The organism is Bergeyella porcorum (genome assembly GCF_042427575.1).
In the GTDB taxonomy this organism is placed as follows: Bacteria; Bacteroidota; Bacteroidia; order Flavobacteriales; family Weeksellaceae; genus Bergeyella; species Bergeyella porcorum.
The window spans coordinates 209,219-229,067 of the sequence record NZ_JBHMFD010000012.1; the positions used below are offsets into that span (position 1 = coordinate 209,219).

The 19,849-nt window shown below is 39.7% G+C and carries 20 protein-coding genes; 2 read left to right on the plus strand and 18 right to left on the minus strand.

Features of this window, described 5'->3' with window-relative positions; translation table 11 throughout:
- Positions 1-160: 160 nt before the first annotated feature.
- From ACFFUE_RS07650 to ACFFUE_RS07725, 16 genes are all read right to left on the minus strand, one after another.
- Positions 161-1,543: an NADH-quinone oxidoreductase subunit N gene (locus ACFFUE_RS07650; RefSeq protein ID WP_376834137.1), complete on the minus strand. Its 1,383-nt coding sequence runs from the start codon at positions 1,541-1,543 to the stop codon at positions 161-163.
- A gap of 111 nt (positions 1,544-1,654) precedes the next feature.
- Positions 1,655-3,148, minus strand: a complete 1,494-nt coding sequence (locus tag ACFFUE_RS07655) for a complex I subunit 4 family protein (protein ID WP_376834139.1) — start codon at positions 3,146-3,148, stop codon at positions 1,655-1,657.
- A 2-nt stretch (positions 3,149-3,150) separates the two neighbouring features.
- Complete coding sequence (nuoL, locus tag ACFFUE_RS07660) at positions 3,151-5,064, minus strand: NADH-quinone oxidoreductase subunit L (protein ID WP_376834141.1); 1,914 nt, start codon at positions 5,062-5,064, stop codon at positions 3,151-3,153.
- A gap of 6 nt (positions 5,065-5,070) precedes the next feature.
- Positions 5,071-5,400: an NADH-quinone oxidoreductase subunit NuoK gene (gene nuoK, locus ACFFUE_RS07665; protein ID WP_327984135.1), complete on the minus strand. Its 330-nt coding sequence runs from the start codon at positions 5,398-5,400 to the stop codon at positions 5,071-5,073.
- Between the two features lie 3 nt (positions 5,401-5,403).
- Positions 5,404-5,901 (minus strand): NADH-quinone oxidoreductase subunit J family protein, encoded by a 498-nt coding sequence (locus ACFFUE_RS07670; protein WP_376834143.1) that lies wholly within the window; start codon positions 5,899-5,901, stop codon positions 5,404-5,406.
- On the minus strand, positions 5,901-6,461 hold the full coding sequence (locus ACFFUE_RS07675) for a NuoI/complex I 23 kDa subunit family protein (protein WP_327984137.1): 561 nt from the start codon (positions 6,459-6,461) through the stop codon (positions 5,901-5,903). The genes ACFFUE_RS07670 and ACFFUE_RS07675 overlap by 1 nt, the downstream gene beginning before the upstream one ends.
- Positions 6,462-6,558: 97 nt before the next feature.
- The gene (nuoH, locus tag ACFFUE_RS07680; RefSeq protein ID WP_376834145.1) at positions 6,559-7,620 is read right to left on the minus strand and encodes an NADH-quinone oxidoreductase subunit NuoH; all 1,062 of its coding nucleotides are present in this window, start codon (positions 7,618-7,620) and stop codon (positions 6,559-6,561) included.
- An 84-nt stretch (positions 7,621-7,704) separates the two neighbouring features.
- On the minus strand, positions 7,705-8,715 hold the full coding sequence (locus tag ACFFUE_RS07685; RefSeq protein WP_376834147.1) for an NADH-quinone oxidoreductase subunit G: 1,011 nt from the start codon (positions 8,713-8,715) through the stop codon (positions 7,705-7,707).
- A gap of 33 nt (positions 8,716-8,748) precedes the next feature.
- Positions 8,749-9,573: a hypothetical protein gene (locus ACFFUE_RS07690; protein ID WP_376834149.1), complete on the minus strand. Its 825-nt coding sequence runs from the start codon at positions 9,571-9,573 to the stop codon at positions 8,749-8,751.
- A gap of 91 nt (positions 9,574-9,664) precedes the next feature.
- Positions 9,665-11,020, minus strand: coding sequence for an NADH-quinone oxidoreductase subunit NuoF (gene nuoF / locus ACFFUE_RS07695; protein ID WP_376834151.1), 1,356 nt, complete (start codon positions 11,018-11,020; stop codon positions 9,665-9,667).
- A gap of 76 nt (positions 11,021-11,096) precedes the next feature.
- A complete protein-coding gene (locus ACFFUE_RS07700) occupies positions 11,097-11,606 on the minus strand; it encodes an NADH-quinone oxidoreductase subunit NuoE family protein (RefSeq protein ID WP_376834153.1) in 510 nt (169 codons plus the stop codon).
- Positions 11,607-11,737: 131 nt separating this feature from the next.
- A complete protein-coding gene (locus ACFFUE_RS07705; protein ID WP_376834155.1) occupies positions 11,738-12,961 on the minus strand; it encodes an NADH-quinone oxidoreductase subunit D in 1,224 nt (407 codons plus the stop codon).
- 16 nt (positions 12,962-12,977) lie between these two features.
- Entirely contained in the window at positions 12,978-13,472 is a 495-nt protein-coding gene (locus ACFFUE_RS07710) for an NADH-quinone oxidoreductase subunit C (RefSeq protein WP_376834157.1), read from the minus strand.
- A 56-nt stretch (positions 13,473-13,528) separates the two neighbouring features.
- Complete coding sequence (locus ACFFUE_RS07715) at positions 13,529-14,086, minus strand: NADH-quinone oxidoreductase subunit B (RefSeq protein ID WP_327984144.1); 558 nt, start codon at positions 14,084-14,086, stop codon at positions 13,529-13,531.
- Positions 14,087-14,131: 45 nt separating this feature from the next.
- On the minus strand, positions 14,132-14,503 hold the full coding sequence (locus tag ACFFUE_RS07720; protein WP_376834160.1) for an NADH-quinone oxidoreductase subunit A: 372 nt from the start codon (positions 14,501-14,503) through the stop codon (positions 14,132-14,134).
- Positions 14,504-14,899: 396 nt separating this feature from the next.
- The gene (locus ACFFUE_RS07725; protein ID WP_376834162.1) at positions 14,900-16,024 is read right to left on the minus strand and encodes a GNAT family N-acetyltransferase; all 1,125 of its coding nucleotides are present in this window, start codon (positions 16,022-16,024) and stop codon (positions 14,900-14,902) included.
- 112 nt (positions 16,025-16,136) lie between these two features.
- On the opposite strand from ACFFUE_RS07725, the gene ACFFUE_RS07730 reads away from it, so the two are divergent.
- Together ACFFUE_RS07730 and ACFFUE_RS07735 are read left to right on the plus strand one after the other, a co-directional pair.
- Positions 16,137-16,826, plus strand: a complete 690-nt coding sequence (locus ACFFUE_RS07730; protein WP_376834164.1) for a zinc metallopeptidase — start codon at positions 16,137-16,139, stop codon at positions 16,824-16,826.
- A 423-nt stretch (positions 16,827-17,249) separates the two neighbouring features.
- Positions 17,250-17,906 (plus strand): PQLLE family protein, encoded by a 657-nt coding sequence (locus ACFFUE_RS07735; protein ID WP_327984148.1) that lies wholly within the window; start codon positions 17,250-17,252, stop codon positions 17,904-17,906.
- Between the two features lie 312 nt (positions 17,907-18,218).
- On the opposite strand, the gene ACFFUE_RS07740 is transcribed toward ACFFUE_RS07735, so the two are convergent.
- Together ACFFUE_RS07740 and ribD are read right to left on the minus strand one after the other, a co-directional pair.
- A complete protein-coding gene (locus tag ACFFUE_RS07740; RefSeq protein ID WP_376834167.1) occupies positions 18,219-18,821 on the minus strand; it encodes an IMPACT family protein in 603 nt (200 codons plus the stop codon).
- Entirely contained in the window at positions 18,811-19,848 is a 1,038-nt protein-coding gene (gene ribD, locus ACFFUE_RS07745; RefSeq protein ID WP_376834169.1) for a bifunctional diaminohydroxyphosphoribosylaminopyrimidine deaminase/5-amino-6-(5-phosphoribosylamino)uracil reductase RibD, read from the minus strand. Before ribD ends, ACFFUE_RS07740 begins: the two co-directional genes overlap by 11 nt.
- Position 19,849 lies beyond the last annotated feature (1 nt).

Consider the following 19,849-nt stretch of genomic DNA (forward strand, 5'->3'; position numbering starts at 1 on the left):
TATATTATCACTAATGTTTTGATTTACAATAGGTTTTAACCAGAAAGAAGGCTATGTGAAAATATAGCAAATTGTAGGTTTATCCATCATAAGGAAAAGCCACACAGCACTCGCTATGTGGCTTTTGTATCAAACATTAGTTTTGGTCTTCGTCTTAATTTTAGCTTAAGAATTGCTTGGCAAACCAATCTGGGAAAACTCCCAATGCAATGATGGTAATGATGATGAAAATTGCCAAAATGTTGTAGGTGATTGTTACCTTTTCAGAGGTTTTGAAGCTACTTTCTTTGAAGAAGAACATTGCAATAATCAGCCTTAGATAGTATGCAATGGAAATGGCAGAACCTAAAATGGCAATCAATACTAAGAAAGCAGCACCGTCGATGGCTTGTGCAAATAGGGTGAACTTTGCCATAAACCCTGCAGTAAGAGGAACTCCCGCCATAGAAAGCATAGAGATGGCACCTACTACAGCCAATAATGGCTCAGATTTAGCCAAACCTTTGAAAGCGTTGTAAGAGGTTTCTCTTTTGATTTTTTCTACCCAGATTAAAGTCATCATTACCCCTAGGTTGGCAATAGCATAAGCAAAAAGGTAAAACGCCAAATTGTAAGAAGAAAGGCTATTCATCCCAAAGAAAATCAAGCCGAGGTATCCTGCGTGTGAAACGGAAGAATAGGCTAGCATTCTCTTAGCATTGCTTTGTGCCAATCCCATAGCATTGGCAAGAAGTAGTGTGATGATGATGAGTACTCCCAAGAGGTTGTTCCATTCTGTATAAACGCCAATGAACGCTGTGGTCATCAAACGGAAAAACGCATAGAAGCCTGCAATTTTTACCACGCTCATCATAAATGCTGTAACTAGCGAAGGAGAACCTTGGTACACATCTGGGCTCCAAGTATGGAATGGCGCTAGCGAAACTTTGAATGCCATTGCAGCAATCATTAGGATGATGCCCAGTTTCAGCATCAAGTCACCATTCCCAGATGCCATTGCAAAATCACCTATTTGATTCAAATCAAAAGTTCCAGCACTGCCATAGACCAAAGTAATCCCAAATAGCAAAAAGCCTGTAGCAAATGCTCCCATAAGGAAGTATTTGAGAGAAGCCTCGTTGGAGCGAAGGTCGCTTTTATTAGCACCCGCCATCACATACAATGGTATAGAAAGAATTTCAATACCAATGAACAAGGTCATCAGATTTTGATAGCCAAAGAGAACAATACTTCCACAAAGTGCGAAAAGCATCAGGGCATAGAGTTCGGATTGATGGCTTCTGTGATTGCTTAGTGCAAAACCTCCCATAAAGAAGATGAGCAAAGTAACCACTAAAGCAATTCTGGTGAAAAGTGCAGCATTGGCATCCAACTCAAACATATTGCTATACTGAGCGAAGAACTGAGCCTCTGGTAAAAAGCTTGTGTACAAAGCCGCCAGCAGACCAGCAATTCCAACATAACGCGCCATTTTTCCCTTTTGGAAAACTCCGGTAAACAATGCTACTACAGCCGTTAAAAATACAATAATTAAAACACTCATATTATAGATTTGAAATGTGAGATTTTTTCACCAAAAGGTTTTAAAACCTCTATATTCTTAGTTTAAATTTTATGACTTCTAATATTCATCATCGAGATGAAAAGGCGTTGATTAGCTCAACATAGATTGGTAAATGAACCTCAATGAACTTCCTACCAATTCAATCACTGGTTGAGGAAAAACACCGAAGAGAATCACCAATAATGCAATAGCTCCCAATACCACAAACTCTGGAGTAGATAAATCCTTTGCCGAAGCTAGGGTGGCATCATCTCCGTTGGTAAGCATAGATTTACCATAACTTCTGAAGAGATAAGCTGCTGCCAAAATAATGGTAACTCCTGCTACGATTGCTGCTAAAATACTATAATCAAAGATAGATTTTAATAGGATAAATTCTCCGATGAACCCGTTGGTGAGTGGAAGCCCTACAGACCCCAATACCACGATGAGGAATAATACCGCAAACTTTGGGGCTACTCTGGCTAAACCTCCCATCTGGCGGATGTCTCTTGTTTTAAATCGCTTATACAAGATATCTGCACAGTAGAACAATCCTACTACATTGAATCCGTGAGCAAATGCTTGTACCAAGGCACCTTCGCCACCTTCTATGGTAAATTTACCATTCATCACCATTAGAGCAGTTGCAAAAATACCCGCAACAATCAGTCCCACGTGGGAGAAAGAAGAGTAGGCAAAAACTCTCTTGATGTCGTTCTGTACCAATGCAATCAAAGCACCGTGCAATACTCCTACAATTGCCAATATCAGTACAATAGAACCAGAGATACCAGCGATGGCATCAGGCGTTATAGGCAATAGGTATCTGAATATACCATACACCGCCATCTTGAGCATAATCCCTGAAAGGAGCATTGTTCCTTGTGTAGGGGAGTAGGTATAGGTATCTGGTTGCCAAGTATGAAACGGAAAAACAGGCAGTTTCACCGCAAAGGCAAAGAATACAAACCAAAATACTACCGTCTGCTGGGTAAGATTAAGCCCTGCATTATACATATCAGTAACATCAAATGATGGGGCATAGCTATAGATATACACAAAGCCACCCAACATAAATAATGAACCTACGAAAGTGTAAACAAAAAACTTGGTTGTGAACTGAAGGCGCTTATCCTCTTGCCCCCATAGCCCAGCAATGAGCCATATTGGGATAAGGGTAACTTCCCAGAAGATATAGAATAGCAACCCATCTAAAGCAGTAAAAACGCCTACTAAACCAAATTGCATCAATAAAATTAAAGCATAAAAGCTATTTTGGTATCCGTCCTTCTCGTTGAAAGAAGAGTAGATGATGAGTGGAACCAAAATATTGGTAAGAAGTAAAAGCAATAAGCTCATCCCATCGATACCAAAGTGCAGTGAACTTTTCAGAAACTGCGACCAAGGGTAGTTGATTTCGTGTTGAAGCACAGAATCCACCGTTGGGGTACTATCAAAACCGCAGAAGATGGATAGCGTGAGCAACATTTGTACTAAAGCAATTCCAAACGCCATATACTTGCTCGCCTTACCTTTCAGGGCGAACAACAATCCCGAACCTATTAGAGGTATCAGTAATAATGCTAATAATTGGTACGACATTATTATTGTAATAAAAAGTTAACAAACAATATAATTCCGATAGCTAAAGACATTATCAGAACATAATTCTCTACATTTCCGTTTTGTAATTTTTTCATAGACTTACCGCTTTCTTCAGCACCATCGCCTACAAAATCTACTACTTTATCCAAAATGTTTTTATCAAACATTTTTCCACCTCGCCCAAGACCTTCTACTGTTTTCACAAATAGAGCGTTATACAGCTCATCAATATAAAGTTTTTTAGTAGAAAGCTTTTCCCAGCCAGTATAGTTGTCTTCCGCCAGAGGAAGTTTCCCTTTATTGGCATAGATATTTTTCACGATAAACCATACTGCGAAAAACATTGCTACTGTTATAGCAATCAAGATGTATTCTGTGCTTACGGCTATGGTTTCCAGATTGGCTTGAAGTTGGCTTTTGGCTTTTTCTACCAAGATAGGGCTAAGCCAAGCTTGTAATTTGGAAAACTCTCCGTGTGCAATGATGTGTGGCAAATTGATAAATCCACCTACAACGGAAAGCACCGCCAATACAATAAGAGGCAAAGTCATATTCCAAGGGCTCTCGTGCAAGTGGTGTTTTTGCTCTGCTGTCCCTCTAAACTCACCGTGGAAAGTAAGATAATACAATCTGAACATATAAGTAGCCGTCATTGCAGCAATGATGAAAAGAATAACCCAGAAAATTGGATTTTTTGCCCATGCAGCTACCAAAATCTCGTCTTTGGAAATCATCCCTGAGAATAATGGCATCCCTGCAATAGCAAAGGTCCCGATGAGGAAAGTCCAATGGGTGATAGGGATGTATTTTTTCAATCCTCCCATAAAACGCATATCTTGCTCGCCGCCCATTGCGTGAATTACAGAACCAGAACCTAAGAACAATAATGCTTTAAAGAAAGCGTGTGTCATCAGGTGGAACATTGCAGCGGTGTAAGCCCCCACCCCTAAAGCAATCACCATAAAGCCCAATTGGGAAACGGTAGAATATGCCAATACTTTCTTGATGTCGTTCTGTCTCATCGCATAGAATGCCGCTAAAAATGCGGTAAGTAATCCAACGAATAAGATACCATCTGTAACGGTAGGTGCTAAAACATACAAGAAGTTGGAACGCACCACCAGATAAATACCCGCTGTAACCATTGTTGCTGCGTGGATAAGGGCAGATACAGGTGTAGGACCTGCCATCGCATCAGGAAGCCAAGTGTAAAGTGGCACTTGGGCAGATTTTCCCGTTGCTCCGATGAACAAAGCAGCACAGATGAAAATCACAATAGAGCCATCAAATTCAAATTTTGAAGCGTTTTGAGCTACAGAAAGATAATCAAAAGCGTTGGTGTGGTAGGCAATCATAAAAATACCCATCAAAAGCCCCAAGTCCCCAATACGGTTCATAATGAAAGCTTTTCTTGCGGCTTTGCCATATTCAGCATTTTTGAACCAGAAGCCAATTAATAAGTAAGAAGCCAATCCTACGCCTTCCCATCCGATGAAAAGGATGAGGTAATTGCTTCCCATCACCAAGAGCAACATCATAAACACGAAGAGATTAAGGTAAGCAAAGAATCTATAAAATCCTTTGTCCTCGTGCATATAACCGATGGAGTAGAGGTGGATGAGAGAGCCAATTCCAGTAATAATCATTACCATCATTAGAGACAGCTGGTCAATCTGGAATCCAAAATTCACCTGAATGCCGTTTACTCTAAACCATTCAAAGGCTCTTACAATGATAGGTTGAGATGTTTTATCAAAATTTAAAAACAAATAAGTGGCGATACAGAAAGCTGTAAAAACCACCAGCGTTGCTATGCCCCCTACGAGGTTCTTCGGAAGAAATTTCCCGAAAAGCCCGTTGATTATAAAACCAGCGAGTGGCAAAAGCACTATAGCAAAAATCAAATTTTCCATTCTTTCTTATCCTCTTAATTTGTTAAAAATACTTACATCTACAGATTTGGTATTGCGATAGAGCATCGCGATAATCGCAAGACCTACGGCTACTTCTGCCGCGGCTACTACCATCACGAAGAATACCAATATTTGCCCATGTCCATCACCTCTATAGCTAGAAAAGGCTGCCAATAAAAGATTCACAGAATTGAGCATCAGCTCCACACAACCCAAGATGATGATGGCGTTTTTTCTAAGCAAAACTCCCATTACACCAAGGCAAAACAAAAGCGTGGATAGAATGATGAAATAATTCAGCGGAATACTTTGTATAAAACTATTTACTTCTCCCATATCTTATAAATCTTTTTTACCAATGAGTACAGCTCCTACAATCCCCGCAAGGATAAGAATAGATGCCAGCTCAAAAGGTAATACATATTCGTTAAACAATAATTTACCTAGATTTTTGGTAAGCCCTACGGAATAATCAATATTAGAGTCTGCCAAAATATTTTGCTTCAATCCTTTGAAGGCTCCCAGCATCCCGATGAATAGAATACCGCCAGAGAATACGCCTATCAGTTTCATTGTATTATGCTTTTTCCTTTCATCTTCTTTGCTCAAATTCAGCATCATTAGGATATAAAGGAACAAAACCATAATGGCTCCTGCATAGACAATCACTTGTACGATGCCTAGGAACTGTGCGTTGAGCAATACATACAGCCCAGCGATGGAAAACATCGTTACAATCAAAGATAAGATGGCGTACATTGGGCTTTTAGCAAATACGAAACTCACAGCACTTGCTACCGCAATAAAAGCGATGATGAAAAATATAATCTGATCCATTACTTTACGGCATTTTTTTGTTTTTCAGTCTGTCTATCAGACACATCTATTCTTTGATTCATATCTTCTACCAGCTTGTCTTTTCCATAGACGAAAGACCCTCTATTGCTCTCTACATCCACCAATCTATCCGTAAGATAGATGGCAGATTTAGGGCAAGCTTCCTCGCACATTCCACAGAAAATACATCTCAACATATTGATTTCATAGGTAGAGGCGTATTTTTCTTCTCTGTAAAGGTGTTTCTCTTCTGGTTTTCTCTCTGCAGAGGTCATTGTGATGGCTTCTGCGGGACAAGCTACAGCACACAATCCACAAGCGGTGCATCGCTCACGCCCTTCCTCATCTCTCTTCAAGATATGCTGCCCACGCCAGATTTTTGCTCTAGGCTTTTCAACCTCTGGATAAGCATAGACCTTACCTTTAGAGCCTTTGAATAGCATTTCTAAAGCGTGCTTACCTGTAATCCCCATTCCTTTGATTACCGCAGGAAGGTAGAGCTTCTCCATAAGGGTCATCTCCTTGTTTGAGACTACTTTTGATCTATTTGTAAGTTTCATTATCTTATATTTTGTTTAGGCTATTGCCTTTTTTATTCAAAGTTCAATATTCCAAATTCAATGCTGTGATGTTTGGCATTGATGGTTTTAGATGTCGTTAGGCTCCGGCGAATAAAATAACCGCTCCTGTTATCAATAGATTGACCAATGCCAACGGAATCAAAGTCTTCCAGCCTAAGTGCATCAGTTGGTCGTATCGGAATCTCGGTATTGTCCATCGGATCCACATAAAGATGAGAATCCCGATGATGGCTTTTGTTAAGATGGCTAAGATACTTAAAATTCCTGCAACATTTTCTCCCCAATTTTCTGTTACCCAATTGATACCTGGATAATTAAATCCACCGAAAAATAGCGTAGCAATCAAGGCATTGGAGATGAACATATTCACATATTCACCAAACATATACATCCCGAAGCTCATAGAGGAGTACTCTGTCATATAGCCGTTGACCAATTCAGATTCACATTCTGGTAAATCAAACGGGTGTCTATTGGTCTCTGCCAAAGCCGCTACAATGAAAATGATGAATGCTAATGGCTGATAGAAGATATTCCAATTCCATCCATCTACTTCAAATAATCCCCAAAGCTTCCCCGAACTTTGGTCGGCAACAATGGTATTAAGGTTTAAGCTGCTGCTCATCATAATGATGGAAAGCAGAGCTAAGCCCATTGCCAATTCATAGGAAATCATTTGAGAAGAGGCACGGATGGCACCCAAAAGAGAATATTTGTTGTTGGAAGCCCAGCCCCCAATCATCATTCCGTAAACACCTACGGAGACCATCCCGATAAGGAATAAAACGCCGACATCAATGTCTGCAATTTGCACTTGGAAAGATTCACCTCCAATGTTGAGCGATTGTCCCCAAGGGATTACGGCTCCTGTGATGAGGGAAATTGCCATTGTGATTCCAGGCCCCAGTACGAACAAAAATCGTTCTGCATTGGCAGGGATAAAGCCTTCTTTGAAGAACAATTTTCCTCCATCGGCCAAAGGCTGAAGTAATCCGAAAGGTCCCGCTCTATTAGGTCCTACGCGGTCTTGCAAGATTGCTGCTACTTTTCTTTCTCCCCAAGTAGAGTAGGCTGCAACTCCCAACGAAACTGCAAATAATGCTACTACAAGGATGATTTTAAAGACTAATAAATCCATATTTTTAAATCAGTATTCTGAATAATTCAAAATTCAATGTTTAAGGTTCTAAGTTCAGTGTTTAAAATTCTAGGTTAAGAATCATTAGGACACTGTGGTATTATCACCTATTTCATTAGGTTTTTCCTTTTTTTTCTCTTCGATGCCTCTGAAATAGTTTTCAGGTTTTTCGTAGTGATTTAAGGAAATTACCGAATGTCTATCGATATGTCTTGGACCTTCAATATTCCAATATTTTACATCTTTTTTCTCGAAGCGACACTCGTTGCAAATCCACTCTTCCGATTCACCATATTCATTTTGTCTGGTGGTTACACGGATTACTTCTTCACCTTTCATCCAAAGCACGGCTTTACCAGAGCATTTATCGCATTGGCAGGTGGCATCTACAGGCTTGGTAAACCATACACGGCTTGCAAAACGCGAGGTTCTATCGGTAAGGGCTCCTACAGGGCATACATCAATTACATTACCATAATAGTCGCTGGTAAGTGCTTTGTTGAGATAAGTAGAAATCTCTGCGTGGTCGCCACGGAAAAGGATACCGTGCTCTCTATTGCCCGTTAGTTGATTGGCTGCCAACACACATCTTGCACATAGGATACAACGGTTCATATGCAATTTGATATAAGGACCGATGTCTTCTGGCTCATAGGTGCGTCTTTCAAATTCTGTTCTGGTATTTTCTACCCCGTGTTCGTAGCCTAAGTCTTGCAGATGGCATTCTCCTGCTTGGTCGCAGATAGGGCAGTCTAGAGGGTGGTTTACCAATAGAAATTCTGTAACGGCTTTTCTTGCTTCTTGTGTCTTTTCGGAAGTCAAGTTTTTGATTTCCATTCCATCCATCACGGTGGTTCTACAGCTTGCCACGAGTTTTGGCATAGGTCTTGGGTCTGCATCAGAACCTTTAGAAACCTCTACCAAACAAGTTCTACATCTACCGCCACTGGTTTCAAGTGGTTTATAATAACACATCGCTGGCGGTACAGATTTTCCACCGACTTGTCTTGCTGCCTCTAGAATGGTAGTTCCAGGAGCAACTTCTACGGTCTGCCCATCAACGGTTACTTTAAATTTTTTAACTTCCTCGCTCATAATTTAGCGTTTCTTGCTTTTAGCAATTGTTATTTATTTTTTCTTAGTATTAAATGTATATCCAATTCCAAAATTGATTTGTCCGAACACAAAGTCCTGAGATGCTTTATCCACAGCACTTAGCGTTGTTTTCACATCTGGCATATTGATATAGCCATATTTGGCTTCTACTCTTGCCATAATGTGTTTCCACACAATGAAATTGATACTCGTTCTTACATCTGCTCCAAAACCTGCTAGGTGGAAGCGGTCGCTTCTTTCGTTTCCGAATAATTTAGCGTTGGTTTTGGGTATTAAAACACCTGCTCCTGCTCCATAAGCCCAAACTATATCAAAGTTCTTTTTGCTGAGCAAATTTTTGTATTGTTCTAATCCGATGTTTACATAATTAAGCCCATCGGTATGCTCAAAGATAAGAAATTCTCCATTGGTTAAGTCCACCTGTCCGTTATTCACCATATTAGTATAGGTAGCATCGCTGATATTCCCATTGAAATCTACGGTTTGGTCTTGCTTCATCACATATTTCATATGGTCTAAGCTAAGCATTACAGCCACATTATCCTTGATGAAGTATCCTACTTTGGCATTGGTCTGTGGGATGGTGACTTTCGTAGGGTTAAAATAAGTTCCAAAATCAAATGGCGTTTGTCTATCCGTTGCTTTTACATTATTCAATTGGAAATCATAACCTTGTCCTCTAAAATGGATGTCAGAATTGCTATACCAAGCTCTGTTCCATCCCCAGAACAAAAGCACCGCTCCTTTTTTAAATACTGGTTTTTCAAAATCTGTATTCTGAGCTTTAAGGTTCAGAAACGATATGAAAACCAATGCGTATGTTAATATTTTTTTCAATTTTTTCTTTTTTTCATTAAGAAGAAAGAGAAAAGACTTCTTAACCTTGTAGTCTTCTAACTTCTAACCTCTAATCTCTAACCTCTCCATCTTATCCTTGTTGCACTACGGGAATAGGGTCTGCATAGTTTGCCAGTCCGTAATTTTGTTTTTGGGATAGTTCTGGATTTTTCACATACCATTCAAACTCATCGCGGAAGTGTCTAATGGCTGCTGCCACTGGCCAAGCTGCTGCATCTCCCAACGGGCAAATGGTATTTCCTTCTATTTTTCTTTGGATGTCCCAAAGTAAATCGATATCCTCCATTGTACCTTGTCCGCTGTGGATTTTTTTCAAAATCTTGTACATCCAAGGTGTTCCTTCACGGCAAGGCGTACATTGTCCACAACTTTCGTGGGCGTAGAATCTCGCCAAAGTCATTGTATGCTCTACGATGGATTGGTCTTCGTCTAATACGATGAAACCACCAGACCCCATCATAGTTCCTGTAGCAAAGCCACCATCGGCTAGGGATTCATAGTTCATATATCTAGGTTCTCCGTTGATGGTTCTCAATAGCAAGTTGGCAGGCACAATCGGTACCGATGAACCTCCAGGGATACAAGCCTTCAGTCTTTTACCATTAGGAATACCGCCACAATATTCATCAGAGAAGATAAATTCTTCCACAGTGATGGTCATATCAATTTCATAAACACCAGGTTTATTGATGTTTCCACAAGCGGAGATTAGTTTGGTTCCCGTAGAGCGTCCTACGCCTATTTTAGCATATTCTGCCCCTGTGATATTGATGATAGGCACCACTGCGGCGATGGATTCCACATTGTTCACCACTGTAGGTCTTTCCCAAAGCCCTTTTACGGCAGGGAAAGGAGGTTTTAATCTTGGGTTTCCTCTTCTTCCTTCCAAGGATTCTAATAGTGCGGTTTCTTCTCCACAGATATAGGCACCTGCTCCTCTTTGCACATAGATTTCCAAATCGAAGCCAGTACCAAGGATATTTTTACCCAAGAAACCTGCTTGTTTTGCTTCTTCTATGGCTTGTTCCAAAATATCTGGAATCCAAGAATACTCTCCACGGATGTAGATGTACGAAGCATTAGAACCCAAGCAGAAAGAGGAAATAATCATCCCTTCAATCAAAAGATGCGGGATGTACTCCATCAGGTATCTGTCTTTGAAAGTTCCAGGTTCAGATTCATCGGCATTTACGACGAGGTGTCTTGGTACGCCTTCTGGTTTTGCCAAGAAGCTCCACTTCATTCCTGTAGGGAACCCTGCACCACCACGCCCTCTAAGTCCCGAAGTTTTTACTTCTTCAAGGATTTCTTCTGGCGTCATTTTTAGTGCTTTTTCTACGGCATTATAGCCACCTTGCTTTCGATAAACATCGAAGTAGCGGATACCTTCTATATGTGCGTCTTTAAGTAAAAGTTTTTTACTCATATTTTTATGCTTTTGGCATTAAATTTTTATATCTAAAAATTAATGCTACTTATATTTTCAGTTAAAGTGTATTTATCTATCCTATATCCACCGCTCCTTGTCGGCAAAGTTCTAGGATTTCATCTACTTTTTCTATGGTTAGATTTTCGTGGTAGAATTTGCCCAGCTGCATCATTGGTGCATAGCCACACGCCCCAAGGCATTCTGCAGGTTTTAGCGTGAAAAGTCCATCTGCCGTAGTTTCCCCATCTTTGATATTGAGTTTGGTACGGATATGATTGAGGATTTTCTCACTACCACGCAACATACAAGGTCCCGTTCTGCATACTTCCAAAACATATTTGCCCACAGGTTTCATATTGAACATTGTATAGAATGTTGCCACCTCATACACTTCGATGGGCTTGATGCTCAATAGTTCTGCTACATAGTCCATCACAGGTACATCTAGCCAGCCTCCAAATTCTTTCTGTGCCAAATGCAACACAGGGATGAGAGCCGACTTCTGTCTTCCCTCTGGGTATCTTGCGATAATTTTATGTACCTGAGCTAATGTTTCAGGTTTAAAAGCTATTGTTTCGCTCATTTTTTATTTTATTGTATTAATAATAGTACGATGTGGAAAGTACAAAGTACTATGATTATGTATTCAGTATAAAAACTCAATATATCAATTTCCTCAAGCCATTACACATTATGTTGTGTAATGATGGGAGATTACGCATCCAGCTCTCCTGCGATGATATTCATACTACACATTGTAACAATGGCATCAGAAATCATTGCTCCTTTAATCATTTCAGGGTAAGCCTGATAGTAGATAAAGCAAGGTCTGCGGAAGTGCAATCTGTAAGGCGAGCGTCCGCCATCACTTACCAAATAAAACCCTAACTCACCATTGCCCCCTTCTACGCTATGATAAACTTCTCCCACAGGAACATCGGTTTCTCCCATTACGATTTTGAAATGGTAGATAAGGGATTCCATTTTGGTATAAACATCGGCTTTTTCTGGCAGGTAGAACTCTGGAACATCTGCGTGGAAATCGCCTTCTGGAAGGTTTTTATAAGCTTGCTCTATGATTTTCAAGGATTCCCATACTTCTTGCTGTCTTACCATAAATCTATCATAGGTATCGCCAGAAGTTCCTATCGGGATGATGAAATCAAAATCCTCATACGAAGCGTAAGGCTGTGCTACACGCACATCATAATCTACACCAGATGCACGGAGGTTAGGTCCTGTGAAACCGTAGCTTAGAGCTCTCTCTGCAGAGATAGGCCCTGCATTGATGCATCTGTCCATAAAAATTCTATTTCTTTCGTTCAGGGTGCAAAACTCACCCCAAACTTTTGGAAATTTTTTCAAGAAGTTCTGAAGAAGTTCGTGGAATTTAGGCGTGAAATCCCTTTCAAATCCCCCGATTCTTCCCATATTGGTGGTCATTCTTGCTCCACAGATTTGCTCATACATCTCGTAGATGGTTTCTCTTTCTCGGAAGAGCCAAGTAAGCCCCGTGATGGCACCTGCATCCATACAAGTAACGCCGTTGCAAATCAAATGGTCTGCAATACGAGCCAATTCCATCATAATCACCCGCATATAATCCACACGCTTTGGTACCTCGCACCCGATGAGTTTTTCCACCGTCATATGCCAGCCCATATTGTTGATAGGGGCAGAGCAGTAGTTGAGTCGGTCTGTAAGCGTGGTAATTTGTGCAAAATTTCTTCTTTCCGATATTTTCTCAAACGCTCTATGGATATAGCCCACAGTCTGCTCAGAGTGGAGAATTCTTTCCCCGTCCATTGTAAGCACATTTTCAAAAATCCCGTGTGTAGCGGGGTGCGTAGGCCCTAGATTGAGCGTATAGAGTTGCCCGTCGATTTGCTCATTGGCAACATTATGATTGATGATATTGGATAGTGCGTTGTCTTTCATAATTATAGGGGGCTATTTATCTTCCAAACATTTTATCGTCCTTATCGGTTCTAGTACCATCTTCCAAGGCATACTCTTTTAGCATTGGGTGATAGTCCATATCTTCCACATTGAGGATTCTTCTCATATCTGGATGACCTTTGAACTCGATACCGAAGAAATCAAATGTTTCTCTTTCCATCCAGTTGGCACCCGCATACAAATCGGTTACAGAATCAAACTGAGCGTTTTCTCTTTTGGAGAAGGCTTTTAGGCGGATTCTGAAATTTGTCATCATATTATGAAGGTGGTAGATCACGCCGAGTTCTTTTTCTTTATTTTGAGGATAATGGATTCCCGTAATGTCTGTAAGGAAATTAATCTGCAAAGAAGAGTCTTTTAAGTGGTGAATCACCTTTTTGATGTCTTCTTTTTTGATTTCCAAAGTCAGCATACCATAAGGCTCTGATACCGCAAGAACGCTCTCCGGAAATTCTCTATTTATCGCTTCTAAAACAAATTCGTTGGTCATAATTTAAAATTTGCTGATGGAATAATGGGAATTGTTTAATGCCTTGATTATCAAATTTATTTTATTCCGTAAGACTCCAATAGTGCTTGGTACTCTGGTAAATCTCTTCTGCGGATACTTTCGCTCTCAACAATGGATTGCAACTGCAAAACACCTTCTATGATTTGCTCTGGCCTTGGTGGGCATCCTGGCACATAGACATCTACGGGGATAATTTTGTCTATCCCTTGTAGTACAGAGTAAGTATCAAAAATACCACCGCTACTAGCACAAGCCCCTACGGCAATTACCCATCTAGGTTCTGCCATCTGAAGGTAAACTTGCTTCAATACGGGAGCTAGTTTTTTGGAGATTGTACCGCAGACCATCATCATATCGGCGTGTCTTGGGGAGAAAGAGTTTCTCTCCATACCGAAACGGGAGGCATCATAAGTAGGGTTGAGTGTTGCCATAAACTCAATACCGCAACAAGATGTGGCAAACGGCAATGGCCAAAGTGAATATTTTCTCGCCATACCAATCACGCTGCTGAGTTTCGTTACGAAAAATCCTTCGCCTTCATAGCCCTCTGGCGGCGTAGCATCCATTCTTACTACCGGTTTTGTATCTGACATAATTTCTTTTTTTAACTTTTAGTAAATGATTAAAATCCAGAGTTTTTATCTATCCCAATCTAAAGCTCCACGTTTCCAAACATAGAAAAATGCAAGGAAGAAAACACTCACGAAAGTAAGCACCGCAAGGAAACCTTCTATGCCAAACTCTCTGAAATTGACTGCGTAAGGGTAGAAAAATACGATTTCAATATCAAACAATACGAAGAGTATTGCCGTAAGGAAGTACTTCACAGAAAAAGGACTTCTAGCATCGCCCTCTACCTCCACCCCACATTCAAAACTTTCATTTTTCAGGGTAGAGCTTTTCTTTTGCTTTGGTCCTAAAAAGTGCGTTCCTGCCAATGAAATCAGCACAAAGCTTATTGCCACCGCGGCTTGAACGAGTATCGGGATATAATTTTCTGGTAAATTCATTTGAATGATAAATTTATTAAATGGCAAATTTAAAGAATTAAAGATGAAAAACGGAAACTATCCTCATTAAAAAATCCGCCTAAAGGGATTGAGTTATTAATTTAGAATGATTTTAAATAATTATTTTTTTGATGAATTTTTAATTTTCTTTAAAGCAATGTAGGCCAAGTACCCGATATATAAAAATAATATACTGGATAGTAAAATATTGATGATGGTGTTTAATTTTTCATCTTCTACCTGAAACCAAGCATTATACAAAATGAAGATGAACACCAGAAAACCGTAAATGTAAAGATGTGATTTCAAAATAAGTTTTTAATTTTAGATTATAGCAATGTAACAATGTAGCAATGTATCAATGTAACAATTAACCATTAATCATTAACCATTAGTTTACACTTCCATTGCATAGGTGCGTCTTCGCTTGTGGTTTTCGGGGTGGTAATCTTGCCACAGCAGTTGGATATTTTTGTTTTCCTCCAATTCTGGATTGGTTTCCAAGTATTTCACGCCTTTTTTCTTGAAAGTTTCATAGATTTCCTTGAAAATAATAGCGGTAACCCCTCTTTTCTGATAAGTAGGGTGGATGCCAATGAGGTAAAAATTGGCTCTATCGTTTTTCTTTCCTGCTTGTAAAAAATGCCACCAACCGAAAGGGAAGAGCTTGCCTTTAGCCTTCTGCAACGCCTTGGAATAAGAAGGCATTGTGATGGCAAAGGAAATCAGGTTATCATCTTTATCGGCAATGCAAATCACGAAATCTTTATGGATGAAATTAAAATATTTCTCCTTGTAAGTTCGGATTTGTTCTGGCGTGATGGGCGTGTAGGTAGAGAGGTTTTTATAAGTCTCATCCAGAAGTTTAAACATAGGCTCTACCAACGGCAAAAGGTCTTTTTTGGACTGAAATTCCAAGACTTTAAGCTGATATTTTTCTTTGATTAAATCGCTAAATTTTTCTACTTTGTCTGACAATTTGTCAGGAAAGATGATTTCAAACTCCACCCATTCTTTCTCTTTGGATAGTCCTAAAGCTTCAAAATGGTCTATATAGTAAGCGTGGTTGTAGATGCCAATCATTGTTGCTAATCGGTCAAAGCCCTGGCTTAGTACTCCTGCTTTATCCAGATTGGTAAATCCCATAGGTCCTTCTATTTTACCAATGTTTTTTTCTTTTGCAAAATCAATGGCTTTTTGGATTAATGCCTTGGAAACCTCTCGGTCGTCTATGAAGTCTATCCAGCCAAATCTCACCTTGTGGATGTTCAGCTCTTGAGCTTCTTTGTGATTGATGATTAAGGCGATACGTCCCACCACTTCATTGTTTTTAAATGCTAAAAACTGTCGGGCTTCGGAGTATTGCAAGGCAGGATTTTCCTTAGGATTCCAGATGTCTTTTTCATCTTGAATTAGTGGCGGAACAAAATACGGATTGTCCCGATACAAACGCATCGGAAAGCGAATGAACGCCATTAATTCTTTCTCGGTTTTTACTTCACGAATGATTACTTCCGCCATAGTGATGAAATTTTATGCAAATATAAAATGATTAAAAATAAAAGTCCTATTTTTGGCACAGTTTTTACATATAATGCAGGGAATATAAATCTTAAAAAAAAAATAGAATAAAATGACTTATTATTTGATTATCGGAGTGATTTTTTTAGTGAGTATGTATGTGCAAAATCGGTTGAAATCAAAGTTTGCCCACTACTCTAATGTGCATTTGCAAAACGGAATGTCTGGGAAAGAAGTGGCGGAAAAAATGCTTCGTGATAATGGCATCCACGATGTGCAGGTGATATCTGTGCCAGGGCAACTTACAGACCACTATAACCCAACCAATAAAACCATCAACCTTTCCGAAGCGGTCTATATGCAAAGAAATGCCGCTGCCGCTGCTGTTGCTGCCCACGAAACGGGACACGCCGTGCAGCACGCTGTGGGATACTCTATGCTACAAATGAGGTCTAAAATGGTACCAGCGGTAAATATCGCATCTAACCTCTTGCAATGGGTGCTGATGGGGGGTATCGCCCTGATGGCTTTCAGTGGAAACAAAACTTTGCTTATTGTAGGGATTGTGCTTTTTGCCATTACTACGCTGTTCGCTTTTGTAACGCTTCCTGTGGAGTATGATGCTAGTAATAGGGCATTGGCGTGGCTTAGAAGCTCTGGGACATTAGCCAACAAAGCAGAATATGAAGGAGCGGAAGACTCTCTTAAATGGGCGGCAAGAACTTATGTAGTTGCGGCTTTGGGGTCTCTGGCTCAGCTGATTTACTTTATCTCTATCTTAAACGGAAGAAGTAACGACTAATCATTTTTAGTGAATTTAATAGCAAAAGAGCATCGCGGGAAGTGTTTCCCAGATGCTCTTTCTTTTTTAGTAAGATTTACTTTAAAACCAACTAAGTAATTTAGAATGAATTATTTGTCAAATCCTAAAAAAAAGCTATATTTGTTGCGAAGAGTAATAGAAAATAGTATAATATCTAAGGAAATGTACTGATGTAGTACCAAAATGCCTCAATGTAAAAGGAAAATGATCTGATGTAAAAGGAAAATGAACTGATGTAATGTAAAAATAAGCTGATGTAATATGAAAATAAGCAAATGTAAGCCCGTTTTACGCTGATGCAGCAAGAAAATAGCTAGATGTTTTCCGTTATTTCAAGATGTAAATTCGTTTTTTAAAGATGTGAACAGTAAAAATCAAAATATTTATTAAAAAAGTAAAATTATGAGAAAAACTTATTTATCTAACGAGCAAATTTTGCAAGATTACGGAGCGTTATTTATCAACCTCTCCAAAGAAACTGAACTTTCCCAAGAAATGGCAGAATATGGATATGATGCCGAGAAAATTGCCATCGGGAAAAAACTTTATGACAAGGCGAATGAGCAGTATCTGAAAAATAAAAAAGAGATAGCTGATGAAACAGCCGTTGCCCTTGATTATCGTAAAAAACTAGAACAGCTCACGCAGGTCTATGCCAACCATAGAAAGAGGGCAAAAGTAGTCTTTAAAGACCAAGATGAGGTGCTGAAAAAACTCCACATTAAAGGGACTCCGCCGAGGAATAGAGCAGAACTCATCAAGGAGATTGAAATCTTCTACACAGAATTTAATAATGATGAAACACTGCTTAATGCCGTTAAAGTGATGAAAATCCAAGCGGAACAGGTAACAACTCAGCTGGAACAAGTAGAAAAAGTGCAAGCAGCCTACGCTAGCTACCTCCAAGAAAAAGGTGAAAATCAGCAGGCTACCAAAGACAAAAACCAAGCCTTTGCCGAGCTAGAAAAATGGGTAAGAGAACTCTATACCGTAGGAAAAATAGCCTTAGAAGATAAACCTCAGTTGCTAGAAAGCATCGCAAAATTCATCAGGAGCTAAAAAAAGAAGTATCCGTCTCAATGGCAAAAATTGAGGCGGTTTCTTTTTTTTTTTAAAGTATGGTTTACCTCAATTATGCAGCAGGAAAAATGCTTCTTATTTTAAATGGATTACCTTCTAGCTTCCTAACCTTTTAACATAAATGCTCTATCTTTTCAATTTTCAATAGGGTCGGGTTTTAACCCGACTTTTTAGATGATTTTTCCTAAAAGGCTTTAGCCCAATTAAAAAGAGAATGGCATTGTTTATGGCTTGTCGCTTAAAGGTTACTGTAAAGTTATTGAAAGCTTATGGTTTACCGTGTAATAAAAGTTATCTAATACTAAACTCTACAAAAGGCATTTCCGAAAGTGTTTCGGAGATGTTTTCTTTTTGAGCGGTTTTTATTTTGGCAATAATCTTACAATGGTTCTCCGCTTGGAAGTCTAGAATCTTAGCATCAAACTTATTAAGGAAAGTAAAGATAATATTCTGTTGGGTAAATGGAAATTGCAAGGTGATTTCGCTTTCCAGCTCTCGGAGGACAATCTGGGCTTCCTCCAAAGTTATCTTAGCAGATTCCTTATAGGTCTTTACCAGTCCAGATACGCCTAGTTTGGTACCACCATAGTAGCGAACCACCACCAGTAGAACATTGGTAATATCATTGGCAAGCAATTGATTATAGATGGGAAGTCCCGCACTGCCAGAAGGCTCGCCATCGTCATTAGCACGGTAGTTTTCACCATTAAGCCCCATACGGAAAGCATAGCAATGGTGTGTGGCTTTAGGATGTTGTTCCCAGATACTTTCTAGGGCAGCTTTTAGCTCTTTCTCATCATTCACGGGGAAGGCATAGCCTATAAACTTGCTGCCTTTTTCTTTAAGTAAAATATCTAAAACGGGTTTTTCTATCGTTCTAAATTCAAACTTCATTGTAGTAAAATTCTATGGTGTTGTCTCGTAAAGTTTCGGTTTTGTTGGGTGCTAAATGAAGCTTAGGAGCGGGAGTACCGTGTTTTAATATCAGATTTTGATTTTTAATAACAAAGGCTTCGTCCCAAAGATGGGCGTGGATGAACTGTTCCAGCGTATGTTTTCCTCCTTCTATAATGATGGATTGTATCTGCTCCTGATGAAGATGCTGCATCAGCTGTTCCAGAAAGTGCTCTCTTTCTATTTTGATGTATTTTAGATGTCCATTCACCTCATTTTTCACACCATTGAAGATGAGCGTAGGGGCTTCGGCGTTAAAAATATTAAAATGAGTGGGTACTTTTAAATCAAAATCAATCAGAATGCGTACAGGATTATTCCCCTCAATATGTCTTACGGTAAGTGAAGGATTATCCGTGAGAGCCGTTTGGGTGCCTACCAAAATGGCATTTTCGTTAGCTCTTAGCCTATGCACCCACTGGCTAGCTAGTGGATTGGAGATAATGGTGGATTTAAAATCTTGGTCTATAAAGCCATCAGCAGACTCTGCCCATTTTAGTATGATGAATGGTCTTTGTTTTTGATGGTAGGTGAAAAAACGCTTATTAAGCTCTTGACATTCTTTCTCCAAAACTCCAGAAATCACTTCTATACCAGCTTCTTCCAGTATTTTTTTTCCTTTTCCATTCACCTTTTCGTGGGAATCCATTGCTCCAATCACCACGCGTTTAAAACCAATTTCTTTTAGTTTTAATGCACAAGGCGGTGTTTTGCCAAAGTGCGAACAAGGCTCTAGTGAAACATAAATGGTGGCTTCTGGCAAGAGTTCAGGTTGTTTTACAGCATTGATGGCATTGATTTCTGCGTGGGCTTCACCAGCCTTATGGTGGTAGCCCTCACCAATGATGTTACCTTGATGTACAATAACGGCACCCACCATCGGATTAGGATAGGTATGCCCAATGGCTTTTTGGGCTAAATGGATGCAGCGTTGGATGTAGTGAAGGTCTGGATTTTCTATGCTCATA

What these genes read in the sequence shown, in the direction of transcription:
- nuoF (WP_376834151.1), bottom strand. Translation starts at nt 11,020, where the DNA reads ATGAGTAAAAAACTTTTACTTAAAGACGCACATATAGAAGGTATCCGC.
- nuoK (WP_327984135.1), bottom strand. Translation starts at nt 5,400, where the DNA reads ATGGGAGAAGTAAATAGTTTTATACAAAGTATTCCGCTGAATTATTTC.
- ACFFUE_RS07730 (WP_376834164.1), top strand. Translation starts at nt 16,137, where the DNA reads ATGACTTATTATTTGATTATCGGAGTGATTTTTTTAGTGAGTATGTAT.
- ribD (WP_376834169.1), bottom strand. Translation starts at nt 19,848, where the DNA reads ATGAGCATAGAAAATCCAGACCTTCACTACATCCAACGCTGCATCCAT.
- ACFFUE_RS07700 (WP_376834153.1), bottom strand. Translation starts at nt 11,606, where the DNA reads ATGAGCGAAACAATAGCTTTTAAACCTGAAACATTAGCTCAGGTACAT.
- ACFFUE_RS07720 (WP_376834160.1), bottom strand. Translation starts at nt 14,503, where the DNA reads ATGAATTTACCAGAAAATTATATCCCGATACTCGTTCAAGCCGCGGTG.
- ACFFUE_RS07650 (WP_376834137.1), bottom strand. Translation starts at nt 1,543, where the DNA reads ATGAGTGTTTTAATTATTGTATTTTTAACGGCTGTAGTAGCATTGTTT.
- ACFFUE_RS07740 (WP_376834167.1), bottom strand. Translation starts at nt 18,821, where the DNA reads ATGAAGTTTGAATTTAGAACGATAGAAAAACCCGTTTTAGATATTTTA.
- ACFFUE_RS07715 (WP_327984144.1), bottom strand. Translation starts at nt 14,086, where the DNA reads ATGTCAGATACAAAACCGGTAGTAAGAATGGATGCTACGCCGCCAGAG.
- nuoH (WP_376834145.1), bottom strand. Translation starts at nt 7,620, where the DNA reads ATGGATTTATTAGTCTTTAAAATCATCCTTGTAGTAGCATTATTTGCA.
- ACFFUE_RS07725 (WP_376834162.1), bottom strand. Translation starts at nt 16,024, where the DNA reads ATGGCGGAAGTAATCATTCGTGAAGTAAAAACCGAGAAAGAATTAATG.
- ACFFUE_RS07655 (WP_376834139.1), bottom strand. Translation starts at nt 3,148, where the DNA reads ATGTCGTACCAATTATTAGCATTATTACTGATACCTCTAATAGGTTCG.
- ACFFUE_RS07675 (WP_327984137.1), bottom strand. Translation starts at nt 6,461, where the DNA reads ATGAAACTTACAAATAGATCAAAAGTAGTCTCAAACAAGGAGATGACC.
- ACFFUE_RS07705 (WP_376834155.1), bottom strand. Translation starts at nt 12,961, where the DNA reads ATGAAAGACAACGCACTATCCAATATCATCAATCATAATGTTGCCAAT.
- ACFFUE_RS07685 (WP_376834147.1), bottom strand. Translation starts at nt 8,715, where the DNA reads ATGAGCGAGGAAGTTAAAAAATTTAAAGTAACCGTTGATGGGCAGACC.
- ACFFUE_RS07710 (WP_376834157.1), bottom strand. Translation starts at nt 13,472, where the DNA reads ATGACCAACGAATTTGTTTTAGAAGCGATAAATAGAGAATTTCCGGAG.
- ACFFUE_RS07735 (WP_327984148.1), top strand. Translation starts at nt 17,250, where the DNA reads ATGAGAAAAACTTATTTATCTAACGAGCAAATTTTGCAAGATTACGGA.
- ACFFUE_RS07670 (WP_376834143.1), bottom strand. Translation starts at nt 5,901, where the DNA reads ATGGATCAGATTATATTTTTCATCATCGCTTTTATTGCGGTAGCAAGT.
- nuoL (WP_376834141.1), bottom strand. Translation starts at nt 5,064, where the DNA reads ATGGAAAATTTGATTTTTGCTATAGTGCTTTTGCCACTCGCTGGTTTT.